Genomic DNA, 17,498 nt, shown 5'->3' on the forward strand with positions numbered 1-17,498 from the left:
GGGCGCCGCGCCGGGCGGTCGGCCGGACACGCCGCGCACCGGGTGGGAGCGGGCCCGCCCGGCGGTTCATCCGCCGACGGTCTCCCGGCAGCCGCTGGCCAGCGCGCGCTGGGCGGCCTCGATCACCTGGACGACGTCCCGGCCGAACGTCACGTCACAGGGGTGCGACCCGCCGGTCAGCGCGGCCGCGGACAGCTCGTCGACGGCGACGCGGTGCGCCTCGACCGCGGTGCCGGTCTCCGGCAGCAGGACCAGGCGCCCGGCGTCCCCGTGCACCCAGACGTCGATCCCGGCGGCGAGCTCGGAGCTGGTGTGGGACAGCGTCACCGTGCTGGCGCGCCCCTCCGGGTGGCTCAGCACCAGGTGCACGGTGTCGCCCTGACCGGATCCGGCCTGCACCGCCGTGACCGGGCCGAGGGTGGGGACGAGCAGCGCGAGGGCGTGCGGACCGATGTCCCACAGCGCCCCGTGCTCGCGGCGCCAGGGCGAGTGCCCGAACGGAGTGCCGGCCAGGGACCCGATCCAGGTGAGCGCGCCACCGGCGAGGGTGGTCCGGGCGGCCTGCTGCAGCCAGGTGGAGGTCGCCGTCCGGAACCGGGCGGTGAAGAAGACGACCGACGCGACGCCGGCGGCCTGCGTCGCGTCGACCACCCGGTCGGCGCCGGCCAGGTCGAGGGCGATCGGCTTCTCCAGCAGGAGGTGCCGGCCCGCCTGGGCGGCGGCAACGGCGAGCGGCACCTGCACGTCCGGGGGGACGGCGATGCTGACCGCGTCGACGTCGGCGAGGAGCTCGTCGAGGTCGGTGGTGCCCGGGACGTCGAACTGCGCCCCGGCCGCCTTCGCCTTGGCCAGGTCGCGGCCCCAGACGCCGACCAGCTCGGCGTCGGGGTGACCGGCGAGGGAGGCGGCGTGCACCTCGCGCGCCCAGAAGCCGGTGCCGAGCACCGCGAAGCGCATCAGACGGCGCCGAACTGGCGGTCTCCGGCGTCGCCGAGGCCGGGGACGATGTAGGCGTTGTCATTGAGCCGCTCGTCGACGCTGGCGGTGAACACGCGCAGCGGCAGGCCGCTGCCCGCCAGCCGCTCCAGGCCCTCGGGGGCGGCGAGGACGCAGAGCACGGTGATGTCGGTGGCGCCGCGCTCGGTGAGCAGGGTGCAGCAGTGCACGAGCGAGCCGCCGGTGGCCAGCATGGGGTCGAGGACGAAGACGGCCCGGTCGACCAGCGACTCGGGCAGCGAGGCCATGTAGGCCTCGGGCTGGAAGGTGACCTCGTTGCGGGCCAGCCCGACGAAGCCCATCTGCGACTCGGGGAGCATGCCGTGCGCGGTGTCCGCCATGCCGAGGCCGGCGCGGAGCACCGGGACGATGAGCGGCGGGGACGCCAACCGGTAGCCGGTGGTCTCGGTGACCGGCGTGGTGATCGGCTCCTCGGCGACGGCGAGGTCGCGGGTGGCCTCGTAGACCAGCATCTGGGTCAGCTCGCGCAGCGCGGCCCGGAAGGCGGCGTTGTCGGTGCGCTCGTCGCGCATCCGCGAGAGGCGGGCGCGGGCGATCGGGTGGTCCACGACGGTCAGCTGCACGGCGGACACCGTATCGGCCGGGCCGGTGCGCGGGCCCGGCCAGCCGGTCACCGGCGCTGGCCCCGCATCACTCACGCACGTCGGCGGGACCGGCGACGGTCGGGAGCCCGGCGGCGAGCCAGGCCTCGACGCCGCCGGCCAGGTCGGTCGCGCGGGTCAGGCCGAGCGCCCGCAGGGAGGCGGCGGCCAGGCTGGAGCTGTAGCCCTGCCGGCAGACCACGACGACGTGGAGGTCCGCGCCGGTGGCCTCGGGGATGCGGGCGGCCGATGTCGGGTCGAGCCGCCACTCCAGGACCGTGCGGTCGATGACGAGCACGCCGGGCAGCAGGTCGGGTGGGAGTTCGCCCTGGCGACGGCGCTGGGCCTCGGTCCGGGTGTCGACGACGAGGGCACCGCGCCGGGCCGCGGCGGCGGTCTCCTCGGGGGTCAGCCGCCGGACGCCACGGCGGCTGGCGGCCAGCAGGTCGTCGACGGTCACCCGGTCGAGCCTGCCAGGACGGGCGAGGATGGCCGCATGGAGGTGCTGAGCAGCCGGGTGCTCGTCCGTCCCGCGGACCCGGCGCGGAGCAGGGCCTTCTACCGGGACGTCCTCGGCCTCGCCGTGTACCGGGAGTTCGGCCCGCCCGACGAGCCGGGGCTGGTGTTCTTCACCGGGAACGGGCTGCTGGAGGTGTCCGGTCGGGCGGACGGCCCGGTGGGCGGCGTGGCGCTGTGGCTGCAGGTCCGCGACGTCGCCGCCGAGGTGGACCGGCTGGCCGCCGCAGGCGTGCCGGTGCTCCGGGTGCCGCAGCAGGAGCCGTGGGGGCTGGTCGAGGCCTGGGTCGCCGATCCGGACGGCATCCGGATCGTGCTCGTCGAGGTGCCCGCGGACCACCCCCTGCGCCGCGACCAGCGCTGACGTGAGTTGCCGCCGAATCGGGCTCATGAGCGCCCTCGCCTGTGGAACAGCAGCTGGGCACAGACCGAGGACGTTGCGAGAACGATTTCGAAGTCGCGAGTCCCCGCGCTGTCCGTGGTGATCGCAGCCGTGACGAGCACGCCCACGAGCACGATCAGTCGCCAGCCGGTCCCACGGACCCTGACGTCTGCCACGCGTCGGATCCGATCCGATGCCCATGTACGTCCCCAGGATCGTGGACAAGAGTCAGCGATGGAGGCGATCGACGGATCCTGCCCTGCGCAAGGCACTGCCCCGGTGAGGATCTTGCAACGGCTTCGAACGACTGGGCAGCCTGCAGTCGGATCCCGCTACGCAGCGTCGGACAGCAGCGGGCCGATGAGGATCTCGGTGCCGTCGGGGCGGTAGGTGCGCCATCGGCTGCCCGGTGGTGCGGTGTCGTCGCGGTCGACCCGGAAGCCGTGGTGGACCTTGGTGTGCAGAAGGACCACCCCCTCCCCACGACTCGCAGGCTCGCCGCGGGCCCCTGGGGGTGGCCGGGTGGTGGACGTCGCACCAGTGCGTCGCATATAGACATTGACTACCGTACTTAGCCATGGGCATCTCGATCGGCACCAACCGGGCCGCCATCTACCTGCGCCAGTCCCGCGACGCGGCCGGCGACGGGCTGGCCGTCGAGCGCCAGCGGCAGGACTGCGAGCGACTGGCCGCCGAGCGGGGCTGGACGGTGATCCCCGGCGGGGTGCTCACCGACAACGACATGAGCGCCAGCACCGGGCGCCGCCGCCCCGGCTACGAGCGGCTGCTGGAGCTGATCGACGCCCGGGCCGTCGACGTGGTGATCGTCTGGCACCTGGATCGGCTGACCCGGCGGCTGGCCGACCTGGTGGACGTCATCGACCGGACCGAGCAGGCGTCCGTGCGGATCGCCACCGTCGCCGGTGACCTGGACCTGTCCACCGACGCGGGCCGGCTGGTCGCCCGCATCCTCGGCTCGGTGGCCCAGGGGGAGGTCGAGCGGAAGTCCGCGCGGCAGAAGCGGGCCGGTCGCCAGGCAGCCGAGGCCGGCCGCCCCCCGGCGCGGCGCGCGTTCGGCTTCACCAACGGCGCGCAGCACCCGGCCGAGGCCGAGGCGGTGTGCGAGCTGTACCGGCTGGTGCTGGCCGGCATGACCATGGTCGCGGCCACCCGCTGGCTCAACGAGCGTGGCTTCACCACCACCACCGGCAAGCGGTGGGACCGCTCCAGCGCGCGAACGATGCTGCTCAACCCGCGCAACGCCGGCCTGCGCGCCTACCACGGCGAGGTGATCGGGCCGGGCACCTGGGAGCCGATCGTGGACGAGGCCACCTGGCGGGCGGCGCGTGAGCTGATCGCCGACCCGGCCCGCTACCGGGGCCAGGGTGCGCTGCGCTGGCTGGGCGGTGGACTGTTCCGCTGCCACTGCGGCGCGCGGGTTCGGGTCAATTACTCCCAGCACGGCAAGCGGGTGTACCAGTGCCAGGCCCGCTCGCACCTGTCCCGCTCGGCCGAGCCGGTCGACGCCCTGATCGAGCAGACGCTGGTCGACCTGCTCCGCGTGCCAGGGTTGCTGGCCGCACGGGTGGCCGCCGACGAGCAGGACGGCGTGCCCGAGCTGCGCGACCGCGCCGCCGCGCTGCGGCACCGGCTGGATCAGGTGACCACCGACTACGCCGACGGCCTGCTCACCGGCCGGCAGCTCAAGGCGGCCACCGAGAAGATCACCGACGAGCTGGCCGAGGTCGAGGGGCAGCTGGCCGAGGCCGGCCGAGGCTCGCGGCTGGGGTCACTGCTGGCTGCCGCTGACCCCGGCCAGGCGTGGCTGGACGAATCGGACCTGGGTGTGCGCCGCAGCGCGCTGGACGCCCTGGTGACCGTGACGCTGCTGCCGAGCAAGCCCGGCCGGGCGCCGTTCGACCCGGCCACTGTGCGCATCGAGCGACACGCGCGCGGGTGAGCCGCCCTGGCCTCCGGAGGGCAGCGTTCGACCCGACGACTGTGCGGATCGAGCCGTCCCGCAGGTAGGCAGCGTGGCGGCTGGGGCAGGTGTGGCGTGACGCTAGGCACCCACGCTTGCACGCGCTGTGCATCCGCACGTACGGTCCCGGTAGAGACGTAGAAGGGCCTGGTCCGAGCCCACGGAGTCGTCACCCGCCGCACATCGCTGACTAACCGAATAACGAGCTGGTAGGACTACGAAGCCGCATCGGACGGGCGAGCCGTAGCAGAGCCGGCAGCTACCCCCTCTTCCTGGGAGCTGTCGCTGTGTCCTGCCCTTCTTCTGATCGCGCCCTCATCGCTCGTCTGGCTGCCCACGAGTCGTGGGCCAAGGCCGCCAACCGGTCGGCCCGCACCGCGCCCGCGCGCGCCGCCCTGGTGTCCAAGTTCGAGCGCGAGGTCGACCCCAATGGCGTGCTGCCCCCGGCCGAGCGCGCCCGCCGGGCCGAGCACGCCCGCAAGGCCCACTTCACCCGGCTGGCGCTGCGCTCGGCGCAGGCCCGGCGCAAGGTCGCCGAGGAGTCGCGCGGAACGGGCAGTGCGCCCATCGCCACCGTCACCGATCCCTTGGACGAGTACGTGCGCCGGGTCGTCGGCGGGCTGCCGCCGCTGACCGACGAGCAGTGCGCGCGGGTCGCCGACCTGCTGCTCACCGGCTGATGAGCAGCTCACCGACCGCGCCCTATGGCCGCGTGCCGCGGCTGGACGCGCTGGACCCCGCCACCGCCGACCGGATCGCCGCACACGCCGCGCAGCTGGTCGCCGGCTTCCGCCCGCTGGACGAGGCCGAGGTCGACCTGCTGGCGACGTTGCTGCGGCCCAGCGCTCAACGCCAGCTCGCCGACCGCCAGCCGCCCCGCAGGGCCGGCCAGTCCGGCGCGTGAGCGCGGCCGGGGACCAGACGCCCCCGGCCATCGCCACCACTTGACCCCAGAGCCACCTGGAGCCCAGCCCCATGATGAACCACCAGCACCGCAGGGCGCAGCCTCCGCCCGCGCCCCCTCGCCCGAGGGCCACCACCGTTGCCTCCTGGCCCCAGCCGAACGGCACGGGGGTGCTCGCACACTGCCCGATCTGCTCGGGCAGGCACGCCCACCGGGTGGCCGCCACCGACCTGGCCGTCGTGCGCCGTGGGCGCTGCGGTGCCTTCTACGTCGTGGCCGTGACCGGGGGGGCCGCCTGATGGCCCCCAGCCCCGGGCTGGCCCCGACCCCCTGGCCGGCACCCATGGCACTCACCGAGCAGGCCGCCGTTGTCGACGACGTAACCGGCGAGCTGGTCGGCTGGTGCTTGCCCGCTACGCCCGACGGCGCCCCCCACGACGTCCGCGAGGGCGTGACCGTCCGCCGGCTGGCCGTCCTGCACGGCCACTGCCCGGCCTGCGGCGCCGCCCTGGTGTGGGGCAGCCGTCGGGAGCGTCGCCGTGCCGCCGCTGGTGGCCGTGCTCCGGCCGGCGTCCCTCACGTGCCGCACCGGCCGACGTGCCCGGGGCACGACCAGGTGATCGACGCCGCCATCGCCCGCTGGCACGCCGCTGGTGGTGCGCCGTGACCGCGCCCAGCACCCTGCTCTACGTCCCGCCGGCGTCGCCGGCCGGCACCGTCGAGCTGGATGCCGTCACTGCCGCGCTGGCGCTGGCGCTGGACCTGATCAGCCACGGCGTCCCCGTGGTGGTCTGCACGCCGAACTACGCCTGGTCCCCGGCTGCACCCGCAGGGACTCCGGAGCTGATCTGGCCGCGCGGCTGGTCGACGATCACCGCCGAGGAGAGCCGCGCCCAGCTGGCAACCTTCCGGCCCGGCGTCGACACGCTGGCCATGGTCAGCGGTCACGGCGTCGACGTGGTGGACGTCGACCCGAAGGCCGGCGGGTCGGTGGACAACCTGCCGGCGTTCCGGTTCTACGGCGTGCACACCACCCCGTCGGGGGGCAGGCACTACCTGGTCCCCTCCACCGGCTTCGCCAAGATGACGCTGACCACCACGGCCGGGCACGTCGGCGACTACCTCGGCGGCACCGTCGAGGGCGCCAGCCGGGCGCTGGCGTACCTGCCGGGCAGCAGCAGGCCGAAGTATCCCGGCCGGGTCTACCGCATCGAGCAGCAGGTCGACCTCGACCTGCTGCTCGACGAGGACCCCGACGACGAGCTGGTCGCCGCCCTGGAGGGCGCCGGCGGCCGGCGCACCGGATCGCCGGCCAAGCCCGCCGTCACGACCACCGAGGTCGACGCCTTCCGCCGGCTGCACGCCCAGGCCACGACGTCCCCCTTCATGCCAGTGGGCTGCAGCTACGGGCAGACGGCGGTCAGGAAGCTGCTGGCTGGCATGGAGGCCGCGGTGCCCGGCGACCAGGTCCATGGCCGGCACGCCACGGCACAGAAGGCGGTCATCCGGGTGGTGGAGCTGATGCGCGCTGGCTGCGCCACCACTGCCGACCTGGACGGCATCAGGGCCAAGCTGACCCAGATCAAGCCCGAGGGCGACAACTTTGACGACATGGTGGCCTGGGCGCTGGCCAACGCCGATGGGGGCACCGGCTGCGCCGTCCACGGGGCCGGTGGTGCGGTCGCCGCGCCGACCGCCGCTCCCGCCCCGGCCGCCGCCGATCTCTGGGACGCCCGGCCGGTGCTGCGGCACCTGCACCACTTCGCCAGGGCGCGCGGGGTCGCCCCGCTGGCCGTGCTCGGGGTGGCGCTGGCGCGGGTCGTCGCCGCGACACCCGTCGGCTACCTCCTGCCGCCCCTGGTCGGTGGCCCCGGCTCGCTCAACCTGTTCGTCGCCCTGGTCGGCCCCTCCGGGGCGGGCAAGGGGGCCGCGCGGGCGGCGGCCGAGGACGCCCTGGACCTGGCCGGGTGGCGCGATGGCCTCGACGGCTCGACGGTGCTGCACACGCCGGACGTCGGCTCCGGGGAGGGCGTCGTCCACCAGTACGCCCGGTGGCAGAAGAAGGACGGCCAGGAGGGCGTCGCCCAGGTTCGCGAGTCGGTGCTGTTCGACGTGCCCGAGATCGACCAGGCCACCGCAGTCAGCTCGCGGCAGGGGTCGACCCTGATGCCGGTGCTGCGCAAGGCGTGGTCCGGCGAGGCCCTTAGCTTCGCCTACGCCGACCCGACCAAGCGGCTGCACGTGCGCGCGCACAGCTACCGCATGGCCCTCACCGCCGGCGTCCAACCCGGTCGGGCCGGTGCGCTGCTCGACGACGCCGACGGCGGCACCCCGCAGCGGTTCCTGTGGATGCCCGTCACCGACCCCGACATGCCGCGCGAGCGCCCGGCCGAGCCGCAGCCGTGGACCGTGCCCCTGCCCGGCCGGCAGGCGACCGGGCGCGCGGTGGTCTTCGTGTGCGCCGAGGCCCGCGACGCGATCACCGAGGCCCACTGGCGGCGCAGCCGGGGCGAGGGCAACGCGCTCGACGGGCACGCACTCTACGCCCAGCTGAAGGTCGCCGCGGCGCTGGCCGACCTCGACGGGCACCTCGGCGCCGCCGGCGTGACCGTCGAGGACTGGCAGCTGGCCGGGCTGCTGATGGACGTCTCCGACGCCACCCGCACCGGGGTCCAGGCCGAGCTGCGCCGGTCGGCGACCGAGGCCAACAAGGCGCGGGCCGAGGCCGATGCCGTCCGGGAGATCGTCAAGACGGAGACGGTGGAGGCCGCCGCGGTGCAGAGGGCTAGCAAGGCCGCCATGACCGTGCTGGGCAAGCAGCCTGGCGAGTGGATGACCGGGGCCGAGCTGCGCCGGGCCGTGCACAACCGCGTGCGCCCCCACCTCGACGCCGCCCTCGACGGCCTGGTGCTGGCCGGCTCGATCGAGATCGACGAGATCGACCACCACGGGCAGCCGGGGCGGCGCTACCGGTGCCGGCCGTGAGCGTCGCCCGGACGGGTGGACAGGTGGACGGCTGTCCACCCGTCCCCCCGACCGAACCCCTTCATGGGCAGGGTGAGTTGTCTGTCTACCTGGACTTTCCCCGGACGCGCGAGGCCGACAGCTCCGGCCACAGGTGGACACCTGTCCACCTGTCCACCCGTGTCTGGGCCCACGGCCCGGTCACCACCGCACCCACCGGCGCGGGCCGCCGGCCGCTGGTCGAGTCAGTACACCCGCAGTGATGACGGCAGCGATGTCCACCTCGTGCCCGGCCGCCACCAGGAGTTCAGACCGCAACGCGCGTCCGCCCATCCCACCCGAGCGCTTCCTGCACCACGACGGCCAGGACCGCGTCGTCGTGGCGGTGCCAGCCCCGGTCGCCGCCGACCTGGTGGCCCTGGTCCGCGAGCGACACCGGCAGCTGCGGGGGCTCGATCCATTGCGTGACGCCGTGCTCGCCGCGCTGATCATCGGTGCCGAGGTCTGGCGGCAGCAGGTCGGAACCAACGCTGCGCCGACCCCGGAACCAGCACCAAGGTCACCGGTGATGACCGCCACCCGGGCCGCCGACGTCCTCGGCATCAGCGACCGCGCCGTGCGCAAAGCCTGCGCCGCCGGCCGGCTCGATGCCGAGCTCGTCGACGGCCAGTGGCGGATCACCCGGGCCTCGGTCGAGGCCTACGAACCCCGACGTTCCATCCGATAGGAGATCACGCCATGCCCAACGCCCTCGCCCACCTGCAGGCCGCCAGCGACACCATCACCCGCGTCCGGTCCGCCGCCGACCAGCTGCACACCGAGCTGCTCAAGCTGACCAACAGCCGGGACTACACCGCCGAGGCCAAGCAGCGCCGGATGGCGCCGCTGCTGGCGCGCAAGGCCGAGCTGCAGCAGGAGCTGATCGCCGCCCGCGACCGGCTCGACCGCGCCGAGCGCGACGCCGCCCGGCAGCTGCGAGACGCCGGCGTGGACGACTTGGCCCAGCAGACCCGCACCAGCCGGGCCGCCCAGCGGGTCGACCGGCTGCTGGCCACCGTGCCCGTCACGGACGCCGCCAAGGCGCTGGCCGTTGACGAGGACGTCGACGGCCTGCGTGCGCTGCGCGAAGCCATGCCGGCCCACCTGGCGGTGCAGGCGGCGAAGGCTGGCGCCGAGCCGCTGGAGAACTGGGTGCTGTACCGGTCGACCGCCGAGGCGCTGAAGCACGAGAAGTTCCTGTTCCTGTCCTGCGCCGGGCCCTACGCGACCGGGGACCGGCAGCGTGTGCTCGCGGAGCGGCTGGAGGGCCTGATCTCCCAGGAGCACGCGAAGTGGACGCAGGGCCGGGAACAGGCTGACCGCGAACGCCGGCCGGCGAGCTGAGGACCCACAGGGCTGTATCACGGGCGCGCGTCCGGTCCTCTGCTGAAGACCGATCCGGACACGCAAACCCCAGCGGCGGGGCGCGTTCGGCGTTGACGGTCCGTGGTGGACCCACGACGCTGAACCGGCACGGAACACGCCCCTGGGGGTGCCCATGGCCAGGGTCTTCGTCAGCCATTCAAGCAAGGACGCCGCCCTGGCCGGCGAGGTGCACCGGTGGCTGGTCGACGACGGCCACGAGACATTCCTCGACCAAGACCTGTCCAACGGCATCCTTGCTGGGGACCAATGGCAGCAGCGGCTGCACGAGCGTCTGCGCTGGGCGGATGCCACGGTTTGTGTGTTGACCTCGGCGTACCTCGCGTCGGTGTGGTGTACCGCCGAGCTGGCGATTGCCCAGGCGCGGGGAAGCCGGCTGCTGCCCGTCCGGGCCGAACCCGAGGTGAGTCATCCGCTGCTGGACGGCGTCCAGCACGCGGACATGGCCAAGGACGCGGACGGCGCGCGGGCAGAGTTGGCCCAGGCGTTGCTGCGGGTGGACGCAGCGGGCGGGTTGGGCTGGCCGGATGACCGATCCCCATTCCCCGGCCTGCGCGCGTTGGACACCGACGAGCACGTGATCTTCTTTGGCCGCAGCCGGGAGGTCGACGAGCTCGCTGAACTGCTGCGCTCACCCGCCGAGCAGGCTGAGCGGGCGGTGCTGCTCGTCGTCGGCCCGTCGGGGTGCGGCAAGTCATCGCTGGTGCGGGCCGGTCTGCTGCCGGTGATGGCCGCCGAGCCGGAGTGGTGGACACTGCCGGCGATCCTGCCCGGCGCCCACCCGATGGCCGCGCTCGCCCGCGAGCTCGCCGCCTCAGCCCACCAGCTCGGCCTGTGCTGGACGGTGACCGACGTGCGCCGCCGCCTCGAAGACGGCGACCTCAGCGGGTTGGTCGACGACCTGCTGCTCGCCGTGCCCGGACGGCGGCGCCGGCACCTGCTGATCGTGGTGGACCAGTTCGAGGAGCTGCTGAGCCAGACCGGGCCCGCTGAGCGGGCCCGTTTCGCAGACCTGCTGCCGGACGCCCTGGCCGGCCCGGTGCAGGTGGTGGCCACCCTGCGCCCGGAGTTCCTCGACCAGCTACTGGCCAGCGGAGAACTGTCCGTCCTGCCGACACGCACGCAGACCCTGCGGCCGCTGCGGCCGGAGGCGCTGGGCGCGGTGATCGAGGGCCCGGCCGACCGGGCCGGCATCGGCATCGACACCGACCTGGTAGCGCGGCTGGTCGCCGACACCGGTGGCGGCGAGGCCCTGCCGCTGCTGGCCTACACGCTGGCTCAGCTCACCGATGGCGTCGCCCGCGGCGGCCGGCTGTCCACCGGGCGGTACGAGCAGCTCGGCGAGGTGCATGGGGTGCTGGCCGGGCAGGCCGACGCGGCGCTCGGCGAGTCCGTCACCGCAGGGGGGCGCTCCGCCGACCAGGTGATCCGGGAGCTGCTGCGCCTGGTCACCGTCGACGAACTGGGCCGTCCCACCCGGTGGCGCGTCCGCCGCGACGAGCTGCCCGAACAGGTGCGCACCGAGCTGCAGCCGTTCGTCGACCGCCGGCTGCTCACCACCGACACCGACAACGACCACGTAGTGATCGGCGTCGCTCACGAAGCCTTCCTCTCCGCCTGGCCACCGCTGAGCCGGGCGATCACCGCCGCCGCCACCGCGCTGCGCGCCCGCCGCGAGATCGAACAGGCCGCCGAACAGTGGGCTGAGCACCGCCACACGCCGGCCCGGCTGTGGGAACGCGGCCAACTCGCCGCCGCCCTCGCCGACACCGGTGCGCGCCTTCAGCCGGACCGCAGGGCGCTGAAAGCCGTTCGCACCGAAGACGCATCCGTCTCGCACCGGCGATCGCCGGTCCGGTGGCGACGCCGACACCGCACCGTGGTCGCCGATCGAGTGGACCTGAGCGCCCGCGCACGGGACTTCCTCGCCGCGAGCATCCGCCGCGACCGGCGCCGCCGTCGCCGGACTGTCACAACACTCTCGGTGCTCCTCGTTATCGCCGTGAGCTCCGCGATCGGCACAGCCATCGCACTGCAGAACGCAGCCGCCCAGCGGCAAGTCGCGGAGGAAGGACAGCTGCTTGCTACCGCCCGCCAGCTAGTCGCCCAAGCCCAGACTACTCTCGACCAAGATCCACGCAGGGCGCTGCAGCTCAATGAAGTCGCCGTGCACCTTCATGACAGTCCCGAGACTCGCTCGGCGCTGGTGAACAACCTGCTCGCGACCCCATACACGGGGAGCCTGACCGGTCACACCGGCGCGGTGAACGGGGTGGCCTTCGCCGCCGACGGGAACACTCTGGCCTCCGCCGGCGGTGACGGCATGGTGCGGCTGTGGAACCTCGCCGATCCGGCCGCCCCCGCTCCCCTGGGCTCCCCGCTGACCGGCAACGGCCTCGCGGTGGACGGTGTGGCCTTCGCCGCCGACGGGAACACTCTGGCCTCCGCCGGCGGCGACGGGACGGTGCGGCTGTGGAGCCTCACCGACCCGGCCGCCCCGACCGCCCTGGGCTCCCTGCGGACGGGCCACACCGCCGGGGTCAGAGCGGTGGCCTTCGCCCCCGACGGGAACACCCTGGCCTCCACGAGTTACGACGGGACGGTGCAGCTGTGGAACCTCACCGACCCGGCCGCCCCCGCCCCGCTGGGCTCCCCGCTGACCGGCCACCCCGGCGGGATCAGGGCAATGGCCTTCGCCCCCGACGAGCCGCTGATGGCCTCCGCCGGCGGTGACGGGACGGTGCGGCTGTGGAACCTCACCGATCCGGCCGGGCCCACCCCGCTGGGCTCCCCGCTGACCGGCCACACCGCCAGGGTCACAGCGATGGCCTTCGCCCCCGACGGGAACACTCTGGCCTCCGCCGGCGCCGAGGACGGCGCCGTGCGGCTGTGGAACGTCACCGACCCGGCCGCCCCCACCCCGCTGGGCTCCCCGCGGACCGGCCACACCGCCGGGGTCAGAGCGGTGGCCTTCGCCCCCGACGGGAACACCCTGGCCTCCACGAGTTACGACGGGACGGTGCAGCTGTGGAACCTCACCGACCCGGCCGCCCCCGCCCCGCTGGGCTCCCCGCTGACCGGCCACCCCGGCGGGATCAGGGCAATGGCCTTCGCCCCCGACGAGCCGCTGATGGCCTCCGCCGGCGGTGACGGGACGGTGCGGCTATGGAACCTCACCGACCCGGCCGGGCCCACCCCGCTGGGCTCCCCGCTGACCGGCCACACCGCCAGGGTCACAGCGGTGGCCTTCGCCCCGGACGGGCACATCCTGGCCTCCGCCGGTGGTGACGGGACGGTGCGGCTGTGGAACCTCACCGACCCGGCCGCGCCCACCCCGCTGGGTTCCCCGCTGACCGGCCACAACGGTGTGGCCCTGTCGGTGGCCTTCGCGCCCGAGGGGAACATCCTGGCCTCCGTCGCCGGTGACGGCACGGTGCGGCTGTGGAACCTCACCGACCCGGCCGGGCCCACCCCGCTGGGCTCCCCGCTGACCGGCCACACCACCTGGGTCACAGGGGTGGCCTTCGCCCCGGACGGGCACATCCTGGCCTCCGCCGGTGGTGACGGCACGGTGCGGCTGTGGAACCTCACCGACCCGGCCGCCCCCACCCCGCTGGGTTCCCCGCTGACCGGCCACAACGGTGTGGCCCTGTCGGTGGCCTTCGCGCCCGAGGGGAACATCCTGGCCTCCGCCGGCGACGACGGCACGGTGCGGCTGTGGAACCTCACCGACCCGGCCGCCCCCACCCCGCTGGGCTCCCCGCTGACCGGCCACACCGGCGCGGTGAACGGGGTGGCCTTCGCCCCGGACGGGCACATCCTGGCCTCCGCCGGCGACGACGGCACGGTGCGGCTGTGGAACCTCACCGACCCGGCCGCCCCCACCCCGCTGGGCTCCCCGCTGACCGGCCACACCGGCGCGGTGAACGGGGTGGCCTTCGCCCCGGACGGGCACATCCTGGCCTCCGCCGGCGACGACGGCACGGTGCGGCTGTGGAACCTCACCGACCCGGCCGCCCCCACCCCGCTGGGTTCCCCGCTGACCGGCCACAACGGTGTGGCCCTGTCGGTGGCCTTCGCGCCCGAGGGGAACATCCTGGCCTCCGCCGGCGACGACGGCACGGTGCGGCTGTGGAACCTCACCGACCCGGCCGCCCCCACCCCGCTGGGTTCCCCGCTGACCGGCCACACCGCCGGGGTCACAGCGGTGGCCTTCGCGCCCGAGGGGAACATCCTGGCCTCCGCCGGCGGTGACGGCACGGTGCGGCTGTGGAACCTCGCCCGTCTTATGGAACTGCGAGATCACGCCATGGTGAACGCTTGCTCGATCACGGGCGGCGGCCTGAGCCGCGACGAGTGGGCAAACTATGTCTCCGGCTTGAAGTACGTCGACGTGTGTAAGAGGTGATGGTGCTGCGGTGTTCGCCTACGTCATCGCCAAACGGACGTCTGCGAGACGTCGTCGCAGCGTTGCCCAGGCGTAGTGCCGACGAGCGGTGGCGACGACCGAGCCTGGGGGGTTACCCCCTCCCCATTCTTCTATATGACCGTTCGTGAGGCGGGAAATGGGCGCGCCGGGTTCAGAAGTTGACCATGGCCGTCGTCGTCATGCCCCGCTCTCGCAGCAGGCTGACGAGGGCCGCCGACGCCAAACGCGGGCCGATTCGGCGCCATGGCCGAGCCAGCTGGGGAGCCGGTTGAGCAGACCCAGATGTAGTGCATGTGCCAAGCCACCCGATGGAGGATCGTCTAGGCGCGTACAGGGCGCTCGTGCGAGGCCGTCCTAGGGGGCTGAGAGGATGCCGCGCGTGGCCGATGAGCAGTTTCTGATCACCTATGACGGCCCTGCTCTCGCCACGAGCCGCATGGACGTCCGTCTGCTCGCGCCCGCCCTCATCGGGATGGCCGACGTCATCCAGGTGAGCAACCGCGTCATGAACCCGGGCGCACCCAACCCGGGTTTACACATCGAGGCGACGCGACCTGGCTCGTTCAGCGTCGAGTTGATCCTGATGGACGCCGCTGGCGTCGTCGACCGCATGATCGACTTTCTCGCTGGCGACGTGAGCACGGCCACGGCGAATGGCCTTGCCATGCTCACCGCTGCGAGCGGCGCCCTCATGCTCCTCAAGAGGCTGGCCCGAAGGAAGATCCGCAGCCAAGAGGAGGTGCGCCCGGGTTGGGTCCGCATCACGTTCAGCGACAGCACCACCATCGAGGTGCCGAGTGCCTCCATCGCCCTGGCCGAAGATCTTGAGTTCCGGCGGGCTGCCAACGAGATGGTCGAGCCCCTGCGGCGGGGGGGAATTGAGGTCGTCTCCATCTCTCGGCAGGACGAGGAGCTCGTGCGGGTCGTCGAGGATGATCTTCCCGGTTTTGACATCCCGCTGGCCGGCGATGCGCTTCTCAGCGATCAGACGCGCCAGGTCGCTCTGCGACTGCTCAACGTCGCCTTCGTGCCTGGCAACAAGTGGCGGGTCTCCGACGGCGACCGCGACCTGTTCGTCGGCGTCGGCGATCTGTCGTTCCTTGAGCGTGTGGAAACCAACCAGGAGACCTTCTCCGCCGGCGACATCCTCCGCTGCCAGCTGCGCACCCAGCAGTTTCAACAACCCAACGGCGCCATCCGCAACGAGCACACCGTGGTCCGGGTGTTAGAGCACATCCGCGGGCCTCGCGCTGTGCCGCTACCGTTCGAGGACCTGGAGCTGCCGAGCGTCCAGCGCGACGATGGCCTGGGCCTGTAGCCACTGATCAAGAGACGCCCTTCTGACGCCCGGGTCACGGCCGGCGCCTATGCGGGCGCACCGGGTGACCTCTCGGTGCTTGTCAGGTTCCGCAGCCGGCAGCCATGCTGACGGCCCGATTCGTGGACTCGCCGACGGTCACACGGGCAGCCGCACCCGCTCGGCCAGCAGTGACCGCAGGTGTCGGTCCTGGCCCCACTCGTTGACGACCGAGTAGGCCACCGACGCGCGCCACTCGCCGGACGGCCAGCGCACCCACGCATCCTGCAGACCGCCGACCCAACGACCGTCATCGTGCAGCACCCCGACCCCACGGGGCGGCTTGATCGGACGTAGGTCGTCGGTCACCGGCGGCCCCCCTCAGCCCAGGCACTCCTTGGCCGCGTCCACCGACGGGTCGGCGGCCGAGATGTCAGCGGCCGCCTCGTCGGCGTCCGGCCAGACCGTGAACTGCTTGGCGAACCCGTCCACGCTCATGGTGACGGCCGTCTCGTCGATCGAGTTGGTGGCCCACACGCCGACCTCGTCCCCACCTCCGGTGGCGCTGAAGCGCATGGCGACGAAGTAGACCTCGGTGAAGTCACTGGACCGGACGGCGGCGGCCTCGCGAGCGACGAACCCGCTTCCGTCCTGGGCGCCGTCGGCAATCCGGGTCATCACCTCGTCCGCAACGTCGAGACAGCCATCGGGGACCGTCTCGGGTGTCTCTGACGGGCTCGCCTCGGTCGTCGCCGGGGAGGAGCTTGCCGGCGTCGCTGCCGAAGCGTCTGCCGGCGTCTCCTCTGACGTGAGGGAGGCGATCGCACCGAGGACTACGACGGCAGCGCCGGTCGCTACGAAGATCTTGGTACGTCCGGTCACAGCCATGGCCCCTTGCTCGTCGGGTGGGCCTCACGTCCGTTGGCCCGCCGTGCACCATCGGCAGTGTTCGCGGCCACCGTGACCCCGGGGCGGGGGCCGGCTCAGGGGGAGCGTCGGGCAGCCACGGCGGCCTCGTAGGCGGCCAGGGCCTCCCGGGCGGTGTCGTGGGCCGACAGGGGCTTGCGTCGGGGTCGGCCGATCGGGTGACCACCCACACCGGGGTACCGGCCAGGGGACGGCGTCGACCCAGTCGGCCGTCTCCATGGCCTCTGCAGCCAGTTGCTGGTGCTCGATGCGCAGGCCGGCGTCCGGCCGGCCACCCTGCGAGTGTGGCGGCTGCGGTACGGGATGACCCCGTGGCACACCCGGTCCGGGGCCAACCTCTACGACCTGGCCGAGCTGGCCGACGTGCTGGGTCGAAGGGACGCCAAGGTCCACCCGCCGGCGGTAACTGCGCCGTCCCACGTCGACGTGCTGGACGCGGCCTGACATTTAGCAAAGTGCAGTATCCGACGTGACCTTACGGTGGGGGCGCCGCAGCCGGCGAACACGCAGTGCCGGTCCCGCCGCTCGACGGCCTTGCGCAGGTGCGGGGGCACGATGCGCTGCTCCCGTCCGACGTCCAGCGGCAGCCCGTCGGGGTTGAGCACCATCCGGGTAAGGATGGCGTCGCAGGCCAGCCAGCGGGCCCGGGCGGCGGACAGGGTCGCGCCGAACCCGGTTCCCGCGGCCCCCGGCCCGCGGGCGGGGTCGGCGAGGTCCTCCAGGTCGATGGTCACGATCACGTGCGGCTTGACCCGGCGCAGGAACGGCAGCGTCCCCGAGGCGAGGGCGTTGTCGGCCAGCTGCACCAGCGCGTCGGCCTGCTGCTGCGCGCGGGTGCGGGTGTCGCCCTTGGGGCGGGATGCCTGCACGATGGACTCCAGCGCGGCCTGCAGCTTCTCCCCGCCGACCGCGTCGAGGTCGAACCGGCCGGTGATGCTGCCGTCGGCGTGCCGGGCGATGACCAGCCGCCGGCCCTCGGTCGGGTCCGGCTCGGTCCCGTCGGGATGAGGGCGTCGAGGTAGCGGTGGACGACCTCGCCGAGGCGCTGGTGCGGCTGGGTGGTGGCGACGGCCGCCAT

At 73.5% G+C, this 17,498-nt stretch carries 18 protein-coding genes; 11 read left to right on the top strand and 7 right to left on the bottom strand.

Annotated features, from left to right (window positions below; all coding sequences use genetic code 11):
- Positions 1-66 precede the first annotated feature (66 nt).
- From HK417_RS13870 to HK417_RS13880, 3 genes are all read right to left on the bottom strand, one after another.
- Positions 67-957, bottom strand: coding sequence for a Gfo/Idh/MocA family protein (locus HK417_RS13870; RefSeq protein ID WP_222267396.1), 891 nt, complete (start codon positions 955-957; stop codon positions 67-69).
- Positions 957-1,580: a uracil phosphoribosyltransferase gene (gene upp, locus HK417_RS13875; RefSeq protein ID WP_222267398.1), complete on the bottom strand. Its 624-nt coding sequence runs from the start codon at positions 1,578-1,580 to the stop codon at positions 957-959. Before upp ends, HK417_RS13870 begins: the two co-directional genes overlap by 1 nt.
- Positions 1,581-1,647: 67 nt before the next feature.
- Complete coding sequence (locus tag HK417_RS13880; RefSeq protein WP_222267401.1) at positions 1,648-2,058, bottom strand: rhodanese-like domain-containing protein; 411 nt, start codon at positions 2,056-2,058, stop codon at positions 1,648-1,650.
- Positions 2,059-2,094: 36 nt separating this feature from the next.
- On the opposite strand from HK417_RS13880, the gene HK417_RS13885 reads away from it, so the two are divergent.
- Complete coding sequence (locus HK417_RS13885; protein ID WP_222267403.1) at positions 2,095-2,478, top strand: VOC family protein; 384 nt, start codon at positions 2,095-2,097, stop codon at positions 2,476-2,478.
- A gap of 350 nt (positions 2,479-2,828) precedes the next feature.
- Here HK417_RS13885 and HK417_RS13890 read toward each other — a convergent pair whose 3' ends face one another.
- Entirely contained in the window at positions 2,829-2,969 is a 141-nt protein-coding gene (locus HK417_RS13890) for a hypothetical protein (protein WP_222267441.1), read from the bottom strand.
- A gap of 104 nt (positions 2,970-3,073) precedes the next feature.
- Between HK417_RS13890 and HK417_RS13895 the strand changes: the two genes are divergently transcribed.
- The 10 genes from HK417_RS13895 to HK417_RS13935 all read left to right on the top strand — a co-directional run bounded on the left by HK417_RS13895 (position 3,074) and on the right by HK417_RS13935 (position 15,514).
- The gene (locus HK417_RS13895) at positions 3,074-4,456 is read left to right on the top strand and encodes a recombinase family protein (protein WP_222267405.1); all 1,383 of its coding nucleotides are present in this window, start codon (positions 3,074-3,076) and stop codon (positions 4,454-4,456) included.
- Positions 4,457-4,764: 308 nt separating this feature from the next.
- A complete protein-coding gene (locus tag HK417_RS13900) occupies positions 4,765-5,157 on the top strand; it encodes a hypothetical protein (protein ID WP_222267407.1) in 393 nt (130 codons plus the stop codon).
- Complete coding sequence (locus tag HK417_RS13905) at positions 5,157-5,381, top strand: hypothetical protein (protein WP_222267409.1); 225 nt, start codon at positions 5,157-5,159, stop codon at positions 5,379-5,381. Before HK417_RS13900 ends, HK417_RS13905 begins: the two co-directional genes overlap by 1 nt.
- 170 nt (positions 5,382-5,551) lie before the next feature.
- Positions 5,552-5,680 (top strand): hypothetical protein, encoded by a 129-nt coding sequence (locus HK417_RS25435; RefSeq protein WP_261326631.1) that lies wholly within the window; start codon positions 5,552-5,554, stop codon positions 5,678-5,680.
- The gene (locus HK417_RS13910; RefSeq protein ID WP_222267411.1) at positions 5,680-6,048 is read left to right on the top strand and encodes a hypothetical protein; all 369 of its coding nucleotides are present in this window, start codon (positions 5,680-5,682) and stop codon (positions 6,046-6,048) included. The genes HK417_RS25435 and HK417_RS13910 overlap by 1 nt, the downstream gene beginning before the upstream one ends.
- Positions 6,045-8,366: a hypothetical protein gene (locus tag HK417_RS13915; protein WP_222267413.1), complete on the top strand. Its 2,322-nt coding sequence runs from the start codon at positions 6,045-6,047 to the stop codon at positions 8,364-8,366. Before HK417_RS13910 ends, HK417_RS13915 begins: the two co-directional genes overlap by 4 nt.
- Positions 8,367-8,607: 241 nt before the next feature.
- Entirely contained in the window at positions 8,608-9,072 is a 465-nt protein-coding gene (locus tag HK417_RS13920; protein WP_222267415.1) for a helix-turn-helix domain-containing protein, read from the top strand.
- Between the two features lie 11 nt (positions 9,073-9,083).
- Entirely contained in the window at positions 9,084-9,728 is a 645-nt protein-coding gene (locus tag HK417_RS13925) for a DUF4231 domain-containing protein (protein ID WP_222267416.1), read from the top strand.
- Between the two features lie 154 nt (positions 9,729-9,882).
- Complete coding sequence (locus HK417_RS13930) at positions 9,883-14,175, top strand: nSTAND1 domain-containing NTPase (protein WP_222267418.1); 4,293 nt, start codon at positions 9,883-9,885, stop codon at positions 14,173-14,175.
- A gap of 400 nt (positions 14,176-14,575) precedes the next feature.
- Positions 14,576-15,514 (top strand): hypothetical protein, encoded by a 939-nt coding sequence (locus HK417_RS13935; RefSeq protein ID WP_222267420.1) that lies wholly within the window; start codon positions 14,576-14,578, stop codon positions 15,512-15,514.
- A 138-nt stretch (positions 15,515-15,652) separates the two neighbouring features.
- Here HK417_RS13935 and HK417_RS13940 read toward each other — a convergent pair whose 3' ends face one another.
- The 3 genes from HK417_RS13940 to HK417_RS13950 form a co-directional block, all read right to left on the bottom strand.
- On the bottom strand, positions 15,653-15,862 hold the full coding sequence (locus HK417_RS13940) for a hypothetical protein (protein ID WP_222267422.1): 210 nt from the start codon (positions 15,860-15,862) through the stop codon (positions 15,653-15,655).
- 12 nt (positions 15,863-15,874) lie between these two features.
- On the bottom strand, positions 15,875-16,171 hold the full coding sequence (locus HK417_RS13945) for a hypothetical protein (protein WP_222267424.1): 297 nt from the start codon (positions 16,169-16,171) through the stop codon (positions 15,875-15,877).
- 587 nt (positions 16,172-16,758) lie between these two features.
- Positions 16,759-17,498: DUF222 domain-containing protein (locus HK417_RS13950; protein WP_306433819.1), on the bottom strand; the 740-nt coding region annotated here is incomplete at its 5' end.

It is taken from the genome of Modestobacter marinus (assembly GCF_019799945.1).
GTDB classification, from domain to species: domain Bacteria; phylum Actinomycetota; class Actinomycetes; order Mycobacteriales; family Geodermatophilaceae; genus Modestobacter; species Modestobacter marinus_B.

Coding starts and splice junctions, on each gene's coding strand:
- HK417_RS13895 (WP_222267405.1), top strand. CDS start 3,074: ATGGGCATCTCGATCGGCACCAACCGGGCCGCCATCTACCTGCGCCAG.
- HK417_RS13945 (WP_222267424.1), bottom strand. CDS start 16,171: ATGACCCGGATTGCCGACGGCGCCCAGGACGGAAGCGGGTTCGTCGCT.
- HK417_RS13920 (WP_222267415.1), top strand. CDS start 8,608: ATGACGGCAGCGATGTCCACCTCGTGCCCGGCCGCCACCAGGAGTTCA.
- HK417_RS13925 (WP_222267416.1), top strand. CDS start 9,084: ATGCCCAACGCCCTCGCCCACCTGCAGGCCGCCAGCGACACCATCACC.
- HK417_RS13910 (WP_222267411.1), top strand. CDS start 5,680: ATGGCCCCCAGCCCCGGGCTGGCCCCGACCCCCTGGCCGGCACCCATG.
- HK417_RS13870 (WP_222267396.1), bottom strand. CDS start 957: ATGCGCTTCGCGGTGCTCGGCACCGGCTTCTGGGCGCGCGAGGTGCAC.
- HK417_RS13930 (WP_222267418.1), top strand. CDS start 9,883: ATGGCCAGGGTCTTCGTCAGCCATTCAAGCAAGGACGCCGCCCTGGCC.
- HK417_RS13885 (WP_222267403.1), top strand. CDS start 2,095: ATGGAGGTGCTGAGCAGCCGGGTGCTCGTCCGTCCCGCGGACCCGGCG.
- HK417_RS13905 (WP_222267409.1), top strand. CDS start 5,157: ATGAGCAGCTCACCGACCGCGCCCTATGGCCGCGTGCCGCGGCTGGAC.